10 protein-coding genes are annotated in these 13,220 nt (G+C 73.7%); 7 read left to right on the forward strand and 3 right to left on the reverse strand.

Going from position 1 to position 13,220, the window contains the following annotated elements; genetic code table 11:
* Window positions 1-61 precede the first annotated feature (61 nt).
* Window positions 62-1,693, forward strand: a complete 1,632-nt coding sequence (locus IE108_RS24800; protein ID WP_064730095.1) for a PucR family transcriptional regulator — start codon at window positions 62-64, stop codon at window positions 1,691-1,693.
* 150 nt (window positions 1,694-1,843) lie between these two features.
* The gene (locus tag IE108_RS24805) at window positions 1,844-3,289 is read left to right on the forward strand and encodes an aldehyde dehydrogenase family protein (protein WP_064731990.1); all 1,446 of its coding nucleotides are present in this window, start codon (window positions 1,844-1,846) and stop codon (window positions 3,287-3,289) included.
* Between the two features lie 70 nt (window positions 3,290-3,359).
* Here the strand turns inward: IE108_RS24805 and IE108_RS24810 are convergent, their stop codons facing one another.
* From IE108_RS24810 to IE108_RS24820, 3 genes are all read right to left on the reverse strand, one after another.
* On the reverse strand, window positions 3,360-3,773 hold the full coding sequence (locus IE108_RS24810; RefSeq protein WP_064730096.1) for a cytidine deaminase family protein: 414 nt from the start codon (window positions 3,771-3,773) through the stop codon (window positions 3,360-3,362).
* An 87-nt stretch (window positions 3,774-3,860) separates the two neighbouring features.
* Entirely contained in the window at window positions 3,861-5,030 is a 1,170-nt protein-coding gene (locus IE108_RS24815; RefSeq protein WP_064730097.1) for a glycosyltransferase family 4 protein, read from the reverse strand.
* Window positions 5,027-6,175, reverse strand: a complete 1,149-nt coding sequence (locus IE108_RS24820; RefSeq protein ID WP_064730098.1) for a glycosyltransferase 87 family protein — start codon at window positions 6,173-6,175, stop codon at window positions 5,027-5,029. Before IE108_RS24820 ends, IE108_RS24815 begins: the two co-directional genes overlap by 4 nt.
* Window positions 6,176-6,318: 143 nt before the next feature.
* Here IE108_RS24820 and IE108_RS24825 point away from each other — a divergent pair, with 143 nt between their 5' ends.
* From IE108_RS24825 to IE108_RS24845, 5 genes are all read left to right on the forward strand, one after another.
* Window positions 6,319-7,515 carry a sensor histidine kinase gene (locus IE108_RS24825; protein ID WP_064730099.1) on the forward strand — a complete coding sequence of 399 codons (1,197 nt, stop codon included), beginning with the start codon at window positions 6,319-6,321 and terminating at the stop codon, window positions 7,513-7,515.
* The gene (locus tag IE108_RS24830; RefSeq protein WP_107420492.1) at window positions 7,512-8,231 is read left to right on the forward strand and encodes a response regulator; all 720 of its coding nucleotides are present in this window, start codon (window positions 7,512-7,514) and stop codon (window positions 8,229-8,231) included. The genes IE108_RS24825 and IE108_RS24830 overlap by 4 nt, the downstream gene beginning before the upstream one ends.
* A gap of 159 nt (window positions 8,232-8,390) precedes the next feature.
* Complete coding sequence (locus IE108_RS24835; protein ID WP_064730100.1) at window positions 8,391-10,337, forward strand: acyl-CoA dehydrogenase family protein; 1,947 nt, start codon at window positions 8,391-8,393, stop codon at window positions 10,335-10,337.
* A gap of 131 nt (window positions 10,338-10,468) precedes the next feature.
* Window positions 10,469-11,725, forward strand: a complete 1,257-nt coding sequence (gene dxr / locus IE108_RS24840; protein ID WP_064730101.1) for a 1-deoxy-D-xylulose-5-phosphate reductoisomerase — start codon at window positions 10,469-10,471, stop codon at window positions 11,723-11,725.
* Window positions 11,722-13,026 (forward strand): M50 family metallopeptidase, encoded by a 1,305-nt coding sequence (locus tag IE108_RS24845; RefSeq protein ID WP_064730102.1) that lies wholly within the window; start codon window positions 11,722-11,724, stop codon window positions 13,024-13,026. The genes dxr and IE108_RS24845 overlap by 4 nt, the downstream gene beginning before the upstream one ends.
* Window positions 13,027-13,220 lie beyond the last annotated feature (194 nt).

The following is a 13,220-nucleotide window of genomic DNA, read 5'->3' on the forward strand; positions in this document are numbered from 1 at the left end:
GGCGGCCAAAAGATCACCGGTACCTCACACCACTGACACGGATCCGAAGGCCCAGGACCCCATGCCACCCACGCTCGCCTCGCTCGTCCACCACTCGGCGCTGAAACTGACCGTGCGCGCGGGCGGGGACCGCCTCGACACCCCCGTGCGCTGGGCCCACGTCAGTGAACTCGCCGACCCCGTCCCCTACATGGAGGGCGGGGAGCTGCTGCTGATCACCGCCCTCAAGCTGGACGCCGAGGACCCCGCGGCGATGCACCGGTACGTGAAGCGGCTGGCGGACGCCGGAGTGGTGGGCCTCGGCTTCGCGGTGGGCGTCAACTACGACGACATCCCCGCGGCGCTGGTCGACGCCGCCCGGCAGGAGGGGCTGCCCCTGCTGGAGGTGCCCCGCCGCACGCCCTTCCTCGCCATCAGCAAGGCCGTGTCCGCCGCCATCGCCGCCGACCAGTACCGGGCGGTCACCGCGGGCTTCGCCGCCCAGCGCGAGCTGACCAGGCGGGCGCTGAGCGACGGCCCGGAGGGACTGCTGGCCGCGCTCGCCGCGCAGGTCGACGGCTGGGCGGCGCTGTACGACGCCTCGGGCGCCGTGGTGGCGACGGCTCCGGAGTGGGCGGGGCGCAGGGCCGGGCGGCTCACCGCCGACGTCCGGCGGCTGCGCGAGCGGCCCGCACCCGCCTCCGCCGTGGTCGGCGGCTCCGACGACCCCGACCACCCGGAGAACGCCGACCGGGTCGAACTGCACTCCCTCGGCACCTCGCGCCGGCCCCGCTCCGCCCTCGCCGTCGGCACCGCGGCCGCCCTCGGCACCGCCGAGCGGTACGCCGTGCACTCGGCCGTCGCCCTGCTGACCCTCACCACCGAACGCTCGCGCTCCCTGTACGAGGCCGTGCTGCGCATCGACGAGGCCGTGCTGCGCATGCTGCTGGCCGGCGAGCCCGACCACGCCCGGACGGTCGCCGGTGACCTCTACGGCGGCCTGCTGGACGCGCCCTTCCGGCTGATCGTCGCCGAGTCGGCGCCGTCGTCCGGGGCGCGCTCGCAGGGGCGCGGGGGCACCGCGGGCGGCGGCGACCGGCTGGGCGGGCTCGCGGAGGCCGTGGAGTCCGCGGCGGCCCGCGCCGGCGAGGCGGTTCTGGTGGTCCCCGAGGGCGAGCGGCTGGTGGTGCTCGCCACCGACGGGGGCGCCGCCGTGGCCGCCTGCGTCGACTACGCGTCCGCGCTGGAGTCCGGCCGTCCGGCACCGGACCCGGCGGGCGGCGACGAGGAGGGCCTGACCGTGGGCCTGTCCGCGCCGTCCGGGCCCATCGCCGCCTCCGGCGCCTACAAGCAGGCCGAGCAGGCGCTGTCGGTGGCCCGCAGGCGCGGCCGGGTCTGCGTGGAGCACGAGCACCTGGCGGCGGGGTCGGTGCTGCCGCTGCTCGCGGACGACGCGGTGCGCGCCTTCGCCGACGGGCTGCTGCGGGCCCTGCGCGACCACGACGCGACCGGCCGGGGCGACCTCGTGGCGTCCCTGCGTGCCTGGCTCTCCCGGCACGGCCAGTGGGACGCCGCCGCGGCCGACCTCGGCGTGCACCGCCACACGCTGCGCTACCGGATGCGGCGCGTGGAGGAGATCCTCGGCCGGTCCCTGGACGACCCGGACGTGCGGATGGAGCTGTGGCTGGCCCTGAAGGCGACCTCGCCCGACTAGCGGGCCCGCCCCGGCCCGCATCTGGCCACACCGTCGAACAACCCGACCCCATCACTACACCCCGGACAAACGCCGACGGCCGCCCACCGCCCTACCTTGGATTCCGCAACCCCGTACAACACCCCGATGCGGAAGGGCCCGGACGCCACGATGACTTCCACCCACGCCTTCTGGCTCGCCGGCCGCCAGGCCACCGGCGAGGCCGCCTTCGACGTCACGTCCCCCTGGGACGGCGCCCTGGTCGGCGCCGTGAGCCTGCCGACCGACGCCCAGGTCGAGGAGGCCGTGGCCGCCGCGTACGCCGTACGGGACGAGTTCGCCGCCACCCCCGCCCACGTCCGCGCCGCCGCGCTGGACCACGTCAGCCGCCGGCTGGCCGAGCGGACCGAGGAGATCGCCCGCCTGATCTCCGCCGAGAACGGCAAGCCGGTCAAGTGGGCCCGCGGCGAGGTCGGCCGCGCGGTCTCCGTCTTCCGGTTCGCGGCCGAGGAGGCCCGCCGCTTCAACGGCGGCGAGGCGCAGCGCCTGGACACCGACGCGGGCGGTCAGGGCCGCCTGGCGCTCACCCGGCGCTTCCCCAAGGGCGTCGTCCTCGGCATCGCGCCCTTCAACTTCCCGCTGAACCTGTGCGCCCACAAGATCGCCCCCGCGATCGCGGCGGGCGCGCCGATCATCCTCAAGCCGGCCCCGGCGACCCCCCTCTCCGGGCTGATCCTCGGCGAGCTGCTCGCCGAGACCGAGCTGCCGGCCGGCTCCTGGAGCATCCTCCCGGTGCCCAACGACAAGATGCCCGCCCTCGTGCAGGACGAGCGGCTGCCGGTCATCTCCTTCACCGGCTCCGAGACCGTCGGCTACGCGATCATGGACTCGGTGCCGCGCAAGCACTGCACCCTGGAGCTGGGCGGCAACGGCGCGGCCGTCGTCCTCGGCGACTGGGCGAGCGACGCCGACCTGGACCGGGCCGCGCAGCGCATCGCGACGTTCTCCAACTACCAGGGCGGCCAGTCCTGCATCTCGGTGCAGCGCGTGATCGCCGACGCCGCCGTCTACGACCGCCTGCTGCCGCGGATCGTCGCCGCCGTCGAGGCCCAGGTCACCGGCGACCCGGGCGACGACGCGACGGACGTCGGCCCGCTGGTCAGCGAGGCCGCCGCCGAGCGCGTCGAGGCGTGGGTGCGGGAGGCCGTCGACGCCGGCGCGACCCTGCACACCGGCGGCAAGCGCGACGGAGCCTCGTACGCCCCGACCGTCCTCACCGGCCTGCCCGCCGACGTCACCCTCGCCAACGAGGAGGTCTTCGGACCGGTGCTCAGCGTGCAGCGGACCGAGGGCGAGGCCGAGGCGTTCGCCGCGGTCAACGACTCCAAGTACGGCCTCCAGGCGGGCGTGTTCACCCACGACCTCCAGGCCGCCTTCCGCGCCCACCGCGCCCTGGAGGTCGGCGGCGTCGTCATCGGCGACGTGCCCTCCTACCGCGCCGACCAGATGCCGTACGGCGGCGCCAAGCAGTCCGGCGTGGGCCGCGAGGGCGTCCGGTACGCGATGGACGACTACACCTACGAGCGCGTGCTGGTCCTGACGGACCTCGCCCTCTGAGTCGTCCCGGGAAGACCGGCGGCCCGAACCCACTGTGCGGGGGTTCGGGCCGCCGGTGCGTGTGCCGGGCTCACCCGGCGTCGAGCTGGTGATCGGCCCACACATACGTCTCGGGCAGCAGCTCGGCGACCGGAACGGCCCGCGGCGAGCCGCCCCCGCCGACGATCACCTCGATCGCGGGAAAGTAGTCGAGCAGCACCTGCCGGCACCGCCCGCACGGCGGAACGACGCCCCGCTCCCGGTCGCCGACGGCGACGATCGTGTCCAGCTCGCCCGCGCCCAGCGCCGCCGCGGCACCGATGACGACCAGCTCGGCGCAGGGGCCGCCGGTGAAGTGGTAGGCGTTCACCCCCGTGACGATCCGCCCGTCCCGGGCCCGGGCGGCCGCGGCCACCGTGTGGTTGTCCCCCCGGCACCGGCTACGGGCCACCTCCGCGGCGGCCGCCACGAGTTCGTGATCGACGGCCCGGCTCTGCGCGCTCATCCTCAGCACCTTCCTGGAGTGTCCGCCGACGGTGCCCCGGCCTCCGCGGCGGGCGCAAGGGGATATGCCGAGGGCGCGGACACCACGTCACTCCGGCCGCCCCGCTTCGGGCCTGGCCGTGGGGTCGAGCCCCAGCAGGCCGCGCAGCGTCTCGTGGGCGCGGTCCCAGGTCCACTCGGCACGCACCCAGGCCCTGCCCCTCGCGCCCATCGCACGGGCCTCGGCGGGATTGCGCAGCAGCCTGATCAGCCGGTCCGCCGTCGCGGCCACCGACCGCCCCTCGACGACATGCCCCGTCCTGCCCTCGCGCACGGCGTCCGGCGCCCCGCCCGAGTCACCGGCCACGACCGGGAGCCCGGACGCGGCGGCCTCCAGGTACACGATGCCCAGTCCCTCCACCTCGAGGCCGCCCCGGCGGGTACGGCACGGCATCGCGAAGACGTCGGCGGCGGCGTAGAACGCCGGGAGTTCGCGGTGGGGGTACCCGCCGGCCAGGACGACGGCGTCCAACACGCCCTCGCGCAGGGCCAGGCGGCGCAGCTCCGGCGCGTACGGGCCGTCACCGACCAGGAGCAGCACAGCGTCCGGGACCGCCCTGCGGACCCAGGGCAGAGCCCTGATCAGTGTGTCCTGGCCCTTGCGCGGGACCAGCCTGGCCGCGCAGAGGATCACCGGTCGGCGCCCCAGGCCGTACCGGTCCCGGACCGGGCCGCCGTCCACGGCCGGGTGGAAGGCGCCGGCGTCCACACCGGGGGCCAGGCGGGCGGTGCGAGTGCCGGGCGCGAGGGCCGCCTCGACGGGCCGGCGGGTGCTCGGGCCCAGCCAGGTCACCGTGTCCACCCCCGTTCCGACACGGCGCAGCAGGCTCCGGGCGCCGGGGGTGCGCGCCCACCACACCTCGTGGCCGTGGGTGGTAGCGACGGCCGTGCGGATCCCCGCCGTGTGCCTCAGCCGCTCCGCCATCAGCCCCAGGGGCGCCGCCGCGCCGAACCACACCCGGTCGCACCCGTACCGGCGGGCCACGGACGCGGCGTGCGCGGTGGCGTGGGGTGTGGGCAGGAGAGTACGGGCACCGTGGTGTGTCACCGGATACGGGAAGGACTCGCCCTCCCTCGCCGCTGCCGACGTGAACACGACCACCTCGTCGGGGGGAAAGCGGTCGGCCAGCTCCCGGACGAAGGTCTCGATGCCGCCCCGCGCGGGCGGGAAGTCGTTGGTGACGATCAGAGTGCGGGGGCGGGGCGGGCCGCTCGTCATGCGACGGCCCCCGCTCCGGCGCGAGTATGTCTCTCGGCGGGGACCTCCGGCACGGACCGCGTCGCATGCCGTTCCCGGTACGCCAGCGCCCCGAGGACCAGCGGATACACCAGGTAGCCGAAGCGGGTCGCCGGCATCAGCGCCGTCGCCAGGGCCAGACCGAGCGCGAGTCGCGCTGCCGCGGCCGGCACCGTCCCCGGCGGGCGCAGTACCAGTGAGACGCCGGTCAGCAGGGCCGCCGCGGCGAGCAGCACGAGAGCGATCACCGTGCCACCGGGGACGTACGACGCGAGCAGGCGCCCGGGCAGCGGGCTCTCGGCGGGGGACGCCGCCGAGGTGAGGCCGAGCGGGAAGGCCACGACGTTGCGTTGGAAGCCGGCAGGATCGATGAGCACGAAGGGCAGCACCACCGCCGCCGCCGTGCCGGACCCGGTGGCCGCGTACCGCAGCGCGGACCTCCCGCCCCGGGCCGCGGTGACCAGAACGAGAGCCACCGGAAGCGCGGGCCAGGCCGTCCACTTGAGCGCGGCGGCGGCCCCGAGCGCGAGACCGGCCCGGCCCGGCCGCCCCCGCCCGGCGAGCACGACGCCGAGACACATCAGCCCCACCACCGGCAGGTCGACGCCGCCCACCGCGAAGGGCAGCGCCACCAGCGGGCACGCGAGCAGCGCCGCACGGCTCCGGCCGTCCCCGGCCAGACAGACGGCGAACACCCCGCCCAGCCACCAGCGGGCGTCCCCGGGCAGCACACCGAAGACCGCCATGCCCGGTAGATAGGGGTTGAAGTCGCCGACGGCCACGGGCTGGGAGAGGTACGGACTCCCTGTCGCAAGCAGCAGCCGCCCCGACCGTTCCACCACGGCCACCTCCGACTGCGCGACCCCAGCCGCGACCAGGCCGGCCAACGGCACCAGAACCGCCCCCAACACCGCCGCGGCACGAGCCGCCGGGCGCGTCCGGGGGCCGGACGAGAGCAGCGCCGCGAGCGCGTACCCGATACCCGCCGTCCACCCCCAGACCCGGTGAGCCGCCTGGTCCGAGACCATCGCGAAGCCCGGCGCGACCACCGCGCACCCGGCCCATCCGTACCGCTCCAGCCGCCCCGCCGGCTCTGCGGCGAACCGCCGCCCCTCGTTCTTCCCCATGTCCGTCGACGCTACGAACCCGCAGGTCGCGAGGCGTCAACCGAGACTCCGCACCCGGGAGTCAACCCCTGGTACGACATCCGCCGCCGGACTCCACCCGAGCGGTGACGCGCGGCCCCGTCCGGGACGGAATCATGGAGCCCATGAGTTCGCCGTCGCAGCGGTTGGTCCGCGACCGGATCGCCGCACCCGCCTACCCCTGGGTCACCGGTGGCCTGGTGACCGTCGGGGCGGTCGCCGAACTGGTCGTCATCCCCGGAGGTGTGACGACGACGATCGGCGCCCTGGTCTCCGCCGCCTCGCTGATGTGGAGGCGCTCCTTCCCGCCGGTCGCCGTGCTCACCGTGGCCGCGGGACTGCTCGGCTTCGCCGGCGACGTCAACCTCTACGTCTCGATCACGGTGAGCGGGCTGATCGGCTGCTACTCCCTCGGCCGCCACCGAGTGCTGCACCCGGCCCTGACCGTCGTCGGCGGCGCGCTCGGCGCCCTGTGCGTGAACCTGGTGCACATCAACACCTGGTCGCGGATGGACCTGCCGGTACCGGCGCTGTGGGAGCGGGGCTCGCTCAGCCTGTTCGCCGAGTCCCTGCTGCTGAGTGTGGTGATCTTCGGAGCCGTGATGATGGGCGACGCGGTCCGCTCCCGCGAGGAGACCCGCGCCGAGCGCCACCTGGCCCACACCCGGACCATCGCGATGGAACGGCAGCAGGCCGCCGAGGCGGAACGCGCCGCCATCGCCCGCGAACTGCACGACATCGTCTCGCACTCGGTGTCGATGATCGCGGTCCAGGCGGAGAGCGCCACCTACACCACCCCGGGACTCACCCCCGAGGCCCGCGAGGGCTTCCAGCAGATCGCCGCCACCGCCCGCTCCTCCATGGCCGAACTGCGCCGCCTGCTCGGCGTGCTGCGCACCCCCCAGGGCGGATCGGCCCTCACCGCACCGCAGCCCACCCTCGACCACCTCGCCGAACTGGTCGAGCAGCACCGGGCGGTGGGCGGTACCGCCGAACTCCTGATCACGGGCGAGCGGGTGGCCCTGCCCGCCGTCTGGGAGCTGGCCGCCTACCGGATCACCCAGGAGGCGCTCACCAACGCCCGCAAGCACGCGCCCGGAGCCCATACGGTGGTGGAGGTCGACTACGGCGCCGACCGGCTGCTGACCCTCCGGGTGCGCGACGACGGTCCCGGCGTGGGCACCGGCTCGGGCCCCGGCGCCGGGCACGGCCTGACCGGGATGCGGGAGCGGGCCGCCCTGGTCGGCGGCCGGCTCACCGCGGGGTCGGGCCCGGGCGGCGGGTTCCTGGTGGAGGCGGAGCTGCCGTGGGGGAGCGGGTGAACACGACCGGCGCGGAGCGGGGGACGGGTGTGATCAGGGCACTGGTCGCCGACGACCAGGCGGTCGTCCGCACCGGCTTCGTGAACCTCCTGGGCACCCAGGAGGACATCGAGGTCGTCGGCGAGGCAGAGGACGGGGTGCAGGCGGTCCGGGTGGCCGCCGAGACCCGGCCCGACCTCGCCCTCCTGGACATCCGCATGCCGCACCGTAACGGCATCGAGGCAGCCCGCGAGATCCTCGCCGCGTCCGGCGGCGCGACGAAGGTCCTGATGCTGACGACGTTCGGCCTGGACGAGTACGTCTACGACGCGCTGGCGGCCGGCGCGGGCGGCTTCCTGCTCAAGGACGCCACCTTCCCCGAGCTGCTGCACGCCGTCCGGGTGGTGGCGCGCGGCGAAGCCCTGCTCTCGCCGGAGGTCACCAAGCGGCTGATCGCCGAGTTCGTCCACGCGCGGAGATCCCGGCTGCCCGTCCACGCGGCCGGCGACCTCACCGTCCGGGAGACCGAGGTGCTGACCCTCATAGCGCGGGGGCTGTCGAACGCGGAGATCGCGGGCCGCCTGACCATCACCGACCACACCGTGAAGACCCACATCAACCGCGTCTTCGCGAAGCTGGAGCTGCGCGACCGGGCACAGGCCGTCATCGTCGCCTACGAACTGGGCCTGGTCCGAGCCGGCGGCACGCCTGCACCCGGCCGGCACGGCACGCGCTGAGCCGCCCCGGCGGCCCATCCGCCCGCCGCCCGATTATCGGCCGAACGGCCGCACGAAGGGTGGTGGGGCTGCCCGGAATCGGGTACATACGATCGGGTAGCACCGACTAGTAACGTACGTCCGCAAGTTCGCGCAGGACGAGTCGTCGAGGTGAGCCTCATGTCCGCAGCAACCACCCCCTCCTCCCGGCCCACGGTCACCGAGCGTGAGGCCCGCCAGGTCGCCGAGGCGGCCCGCGAACAGGACTGGCGCAAGCCCAGCTTCGCCAAGGAGCTGTTCCTCGGCCGGTTCCGCCTCGACCTCATCCACCCCCACCCGTTGCCCGCCGACGACGACGTCCAGCGCGGCGAGGAGTTCCTCGCCAAGCTGCGCGACTTCTGCGAGACGAAGATCGACGGGTCCGTGATCGAGCGCGACGCGCGCATCCCGGACGACGTGATCACGGGGCTGAAGGAGCTGGGCGCCTTCGGCATGAAGATCGACACCAAGTACGGCGGCCTCGGCCTCACCCAGGTCTACTACAACAAGGCCCTCGCCCTGGTCGGCTCCGCGAACCCGGCGATCGGCGCGCTGCTCTCCGCCCACCAGTCGATCGGCGTACCGCAACCCCTGAAGATGTTCGGCACCCAGGAGCAGAAGGACACCTTCCTGCCGCGCTGCGCCCGTACCGACATCTCGGCGTTCCTGCTCACCGAGCCCGACGTCGGCTCCGACCCGGCCCGGCTGGCCACCACGGCCGTTCCGGAGGGCGACGACTACGTCCTCGACGGCGTGAAGCTGTGGACGACCAACGGCGTCGTCGCCGACCTGCTCGTCGTGATGGCCCGCGTCCCGAAGTCCGAGGGGCACAAGGGCGGCATCACCGCGTTCGTCGTCGAGGCCGCCTCCGAGGGCATCACCGTCGAGAACCGCAACGCCTTCATGGGCCTGCGCGGCCTGGAGAACGGCGTCACCCGCTTCCACCGGGTGCGCGTCCCCGCCGCCAACCGCATCGGCCCCGAGGGCGCCGGCCTCAAGATCGCCCTCACCACCCTCAACACCGGCCGCCTCTCGCTGCCCGCCATGTGCGTCGGCGCCGGCAAGTGGTGCCTGAAGATCGCCCGCGAGTGGTCGGCGGTGCGCGAGCAGTGGGGCAAGCCGGTCGCGCTGCACGAGGCGGTCGGCTCGAAGATCTCCTTCATCGCGGCGACCACCTTCGCCCTGGAGGCCGTCCTCGACCTCTCCTCCCAGATGGCCGACGAGAACCGTAACGACATCCGGATCGAGGCCGCCCTCGCCAAGCTCTACGGCTCCGAGATGGCCTGCCTGATGGCGGACGAGCTGGTCCAGATCCGCGGCGGCCGCGGCTTCGAGACCGCGGCCTCCCTGGAGGCGCGGGGCGAGCGCGCCGTGCCCGCCGAGCAGATCCTGCGCGACCTGCGCATCAACCGGATCTTCGAGGGCTCCACCGAGATCATGCACCTGCTGATCGCGCGCGAGGCCGTCGACGCCCACCTCACGGTCGCCGGCGATCTCATCGACCCCGACAAGACGCTGGCCGACAAGGCGAGGGCCGGCGCCCAGGCCGGTGCCTTCTACGCCAAGTGGCTGCCCAAGCTCGTCGCCGGACCGGGCCAACTGCCGCGCTCGTACGCCGATTTCCACCCCGCCGGCCACCCCGACCTCGCCGCCCACCTGCGCTACGTCGAACGCGCCGCCCGCAAGCTCGCCCGCTCCACCTTCTACGCCATGTCCCGCTGGCAGGGCCGGATGGAGACCAAGCAGGGCTTCCTGGGCCGGGTCGTCGACATCGGTGCCGAGCTGTTCGCGATGAGCGCCGCCTGCGTACGCGCCGAACACCTGCGCGCCACCGGCGACCACGGCCGCGAGGCCTACCAGCTCGCCGACGCCTTCTGCCGCCAGTCCCGGATCCGCGTCGAGGAACTCTTCGGCCGCCTCTGGACCAACACCGACGACCTGGACCGCAGGGTCGTCAAGGGCGTGCTTGGCGGCGCCTACGAGTGGCTGGAGCAGGGCATCGTCGACCCCTCGGGCGACGGCCCCTGGATCGCGGACGCGGCACCCGGCGCCTCCGAGCGGGAGAACGTCCGCCGGTCCATCGGCTGAGCCCCGTGGCGTCCGGCCCCGGCCCCGTGCCCGAGGTCCGCGGCCGGATGCCGGCGGCGCACCGCACTCCGCGACACCCGTGCGAGGGACGCGCTGTCCTCCCGGAGGGCCCTTGCGGCCACAATGGGGGGATGAGCGACAGTCCAGCCCCACTCGCCGACCCCCACCTCGTCCACGACCCGGTGGCGGGCGACGGCCCGAAGGACGTGGTGATCCTCGGGTCCACCGGGTCGATCGGAACCCAGGCCATCGACCTCGTGCTGCGCAACCCGGACCGCTTCCGGGTCACCGGCCTGTCCGCCAACGGCGGCCGGGTCGCCCTCCTCGCCGAGCAGGCGCACCGGCTGAGGCCGCGGACCGTCGCCGTCGCCCGCGAGGACGTCGTCCCCGAGCTGCGGGAGGCGCTGAGCGCGCGCTACGGCGGCCGGGACCCGCTCCCGGAGGTCCTGGCCGGCCCGGACGCGGCGACGACGCTCGCGGCCTCCGACTGCCACACCGTGCTCAACGGCATCACCGGCTCCATCGGACTCGCCCCGACCCTCGCCGCCCTGGAGGCCGGCCGCACCCTCGCGCTGGCCAACAAGGAATCGCTCATCGTGGGCGGCCCGCTGGTCAAGGCCCTCGCCAAGCCCGGGCAGATCATCCCGGTCGACTCCGAGCACGCCGCCCTCTTCCAGGCCCTGGCGGCCGGCACCCGCGCCGACGTCCGCAAGCTGGTCGTCACCGCGTCCGGCGGCCCCTTCCGCGGCCGGACCAGGGACGAGCTGGCCGCGGTCACCGTCGAGGACGCCCTGGCCCACCCCACCTGGGCGATGGGCCCGGTGATCACGATCAACTCCGCGACCCTGGTCAACAAGGGCCTGGAGGTGATCGAGGCCCACCTCCTCTACGACATTCCCTTCGACCGCATTGAGGTGGTCGTGCACCCGCAGTCGTATGTCCACTCGATGGTTGAGTTCACCGACGGATCGACCCTGGCCCAGGCGACGCCCCCCGACATGCGCGGGCCCATCGCCATCGGTCTCGGCTGGCCCGAGCGCGTCCCGGACGCCGCCCCCGCCTTCGACTGGAGCAAGGCCTCCACCTGGGAGTTCTTCCCGCTCGACGACGAGGCCTTCCCCTCCGTGAACCTGGCCCGGCACGTCGGACAGCTCGCGGGCACGGCCCCGGCGGTGTTCAATGCCGCCAACGAGGAGTGCGTCGAGGCGTTCCGCTCCGGCGCGCTGCCGTTTCTCGGGATCATGGAGACCGTCACGCGGGTGGTCGAGGAGCACGGCACCCCCCGTACGGGAACCTCGCTCACCGTCGCGGACGTCCTCGAAGCGGAGACCTGGGCCCGCGCCCGGGCCCGGCAACTGGCGGCACAGACGGCGGAGGCCCGTGCATGACGACCCTGATGTTCATCCTCGGCATAGTCCTCTTCGCCGTCGGCCTGCTGTTCTCCATCGCCTGGCACGAGCTGGGCCACCTCTCCACGGCCAAGCTCTTCGGCATCCGGGTGCCGCAGTACATGGTCGGCTTCGGACCGACGATCTTCTCGCGGAAGAAGGGCGAGACCGAGTACGGCGTCAAGGCCATCCCGTTCGGCGGCTACATCCGCATGATCGGCATGTTCCCGCCCGGCCCCGACGGACGCATGGAGGCCCGCTCCACCTCACCGTGGCGCGGGATGATCGAGGACGCCCGCTCGGCCGCCTTCGAGGAGCTCCAGCCCGGCGACGACAAGCGCCTGTTCTACACGCGCAAGCCGTGGAAACGGGTCATCGTGATGTTCGCGGGCCCCTTCATGAACCTCATCCTGGCGGTGGTGCTGTTCCTCACCGTCCTGATGGGCTTCGGCATCTCGCAGCAGACGACCACCGTCAGCTCCGTCTCCCAGTGCGTCATCTCACAGACAGAGCAGCGCGACGACTGCACCAAGTCCGACCCCGCCTCCCCGGCCGCCGCGGCCGGCCTCCGCGCCGGCGACAAGATCCTCTCCTTCGACGGCGTACGCACCGACGACTGGGACAAGCTGTCCAACCTGATCCGCGCCAACCCGGGCGAGCAGGTGCCGGTCGTCGTCGAGCGCAAGGGTGAGGAAGTCACCCTGAACGCGACCATCGCCACCAACCAGGTCGCGAAGAAGGACGCGAACGGCCAGATCGTCGAGGGCGAGTACGTCACGGCCGGCTTCCTCGGCTTCAGCGCCGCCACCGGCGTGGTGAAGCAGGACTTCGGGCAGTCCGTGACCTGGATGGGCGACCGGATCGGCGACGCCGTCGACTCCCTGGCGGCCCTGCCCGCCAAGATCCCCGCCCTGTGGGACGCCGCCTTCGGCGACGGGCCCCGCGAGGCCGACTCCCCGATGGGCGTGGTCGGCGCCGCCCGCGTCGGCGGCGAGATCGCCACCCTGGACATCCCGCCCACCCAGCAGCTCGCCATGTTCGTGATGCTGGTGGCCGGCTTCAACCTCTCCCTGTTCCTCTTCAACATGCTCCCGCTGCTGCCGCTCGACGGCGGCCACATCGCGGGCGCGCTGTGGGAGTCGCTGCGCCGGGCCGCGGCCAGGGTGCTGCGCCGGCCGGACCCGGGGCCCTTCGACGTGGCCAAGCTGATGCCGGTGGCCTACGTGGTGGCGGGCATCTTCGTCTGCTTCACGCTGCTGGTTCTCGTGGCGGACGTCGTCAATCCGGTGCGGATCACCTGATACCCGGACAATTTCCATGATCCGATGAGAAGCCCGATCCGGAGAGCCTGTCCCTCCGGACCGGGCTTCACTCGGCTCGCCGGGCAGATGGACGCCAAAGGGTGCATCTCGCGCCCACCGTGTGCCCGGCGTTCATGTCGGTGCCGTAATCTCGAATGCCGGAGCCCGCCGCAGAACGGGGCCGGACCTTGATC

Source organism: Streptomyces parvulus (assembly GCF_014648855.1).
In the GTDB taxonomy this organism is placed as follows: domain Bacteria; phylum Actinomycetota; class Actinomycetes; order Streptomycetales; family Streptomycetaceae; genus Streptomyces; species Streptomyces parvulus.

What these genes read in the sequence shown, in the direction of transcription:
- IE108_RS24800 (WP_064730095.1), top strand. Translation starts at nt 62, where the DNA reads ATGCCACCCACGCTCGCCTCGCTCGTCCACCACTCGGCGCTGAAACTG.
- IE108_RS24805 (WP_064731990.1), top strand. Translation starts at nt 1,844, where the DNA reads ATGACTTCCACCCACGCCTTCTGGCTCGCCGGCCGCCAGGCCACCGGC.
- IE108_RS24810 (WP_064730096.1), bottom strand. Translation starts at nt 3,773, where the DNA reads ATGAGCGCGCAGAGCCGGGCCGTCGATCACGAACTCGTGGCGGCCGCC.
- IE108_RS24815 (WP_064730097.1), bottom strand. Translation starts at nt 5,030, where the DNA reads ATGACGAGCGGCCCGCCCCGCCCCCGCACTCTGATCGTCACCAACGAC.
- IE108_RS24820 (WP_064730098.1), bottom strand. Translation starts at nt 6,175, where the DNA reads ATGGGGAAGAACGAGGGGCGGCGGTTCGCCGCAGAGCCGGCGGGGCGG.
- IE108_RS24825 (WP_064730099.1), top strand. Translation starts at nt 6,319, where the DNA reads ATGAGTTCGCCGTCGCAGCGGTTGGTCCGCGACCGGATCGCCGCACCC.
- IE108_RS24835 (WP_064730100.1), top strand. Translation starts at nt 8,391, where the DNA reads ATGTCCGCAGCAACCACCCCCTCCTCCCGGCCCACGGTCACCGAGCGT.
- dxr (WP_064730101.1), top strand. Translation starts at nt 10,469, where the DNA reads ATGAGCGACAGTCCAGCCCCACTCGCCGACCCCCACCTCGTCCACGAC.
- IE108_RS24845 (WP_064730102.1), top strand. Translation starts at nt 11,722, where the DNA reads ATGACGACCCTGATGTTCATCCTCGGCATAGTCCTCTTCGCCGTCGGC.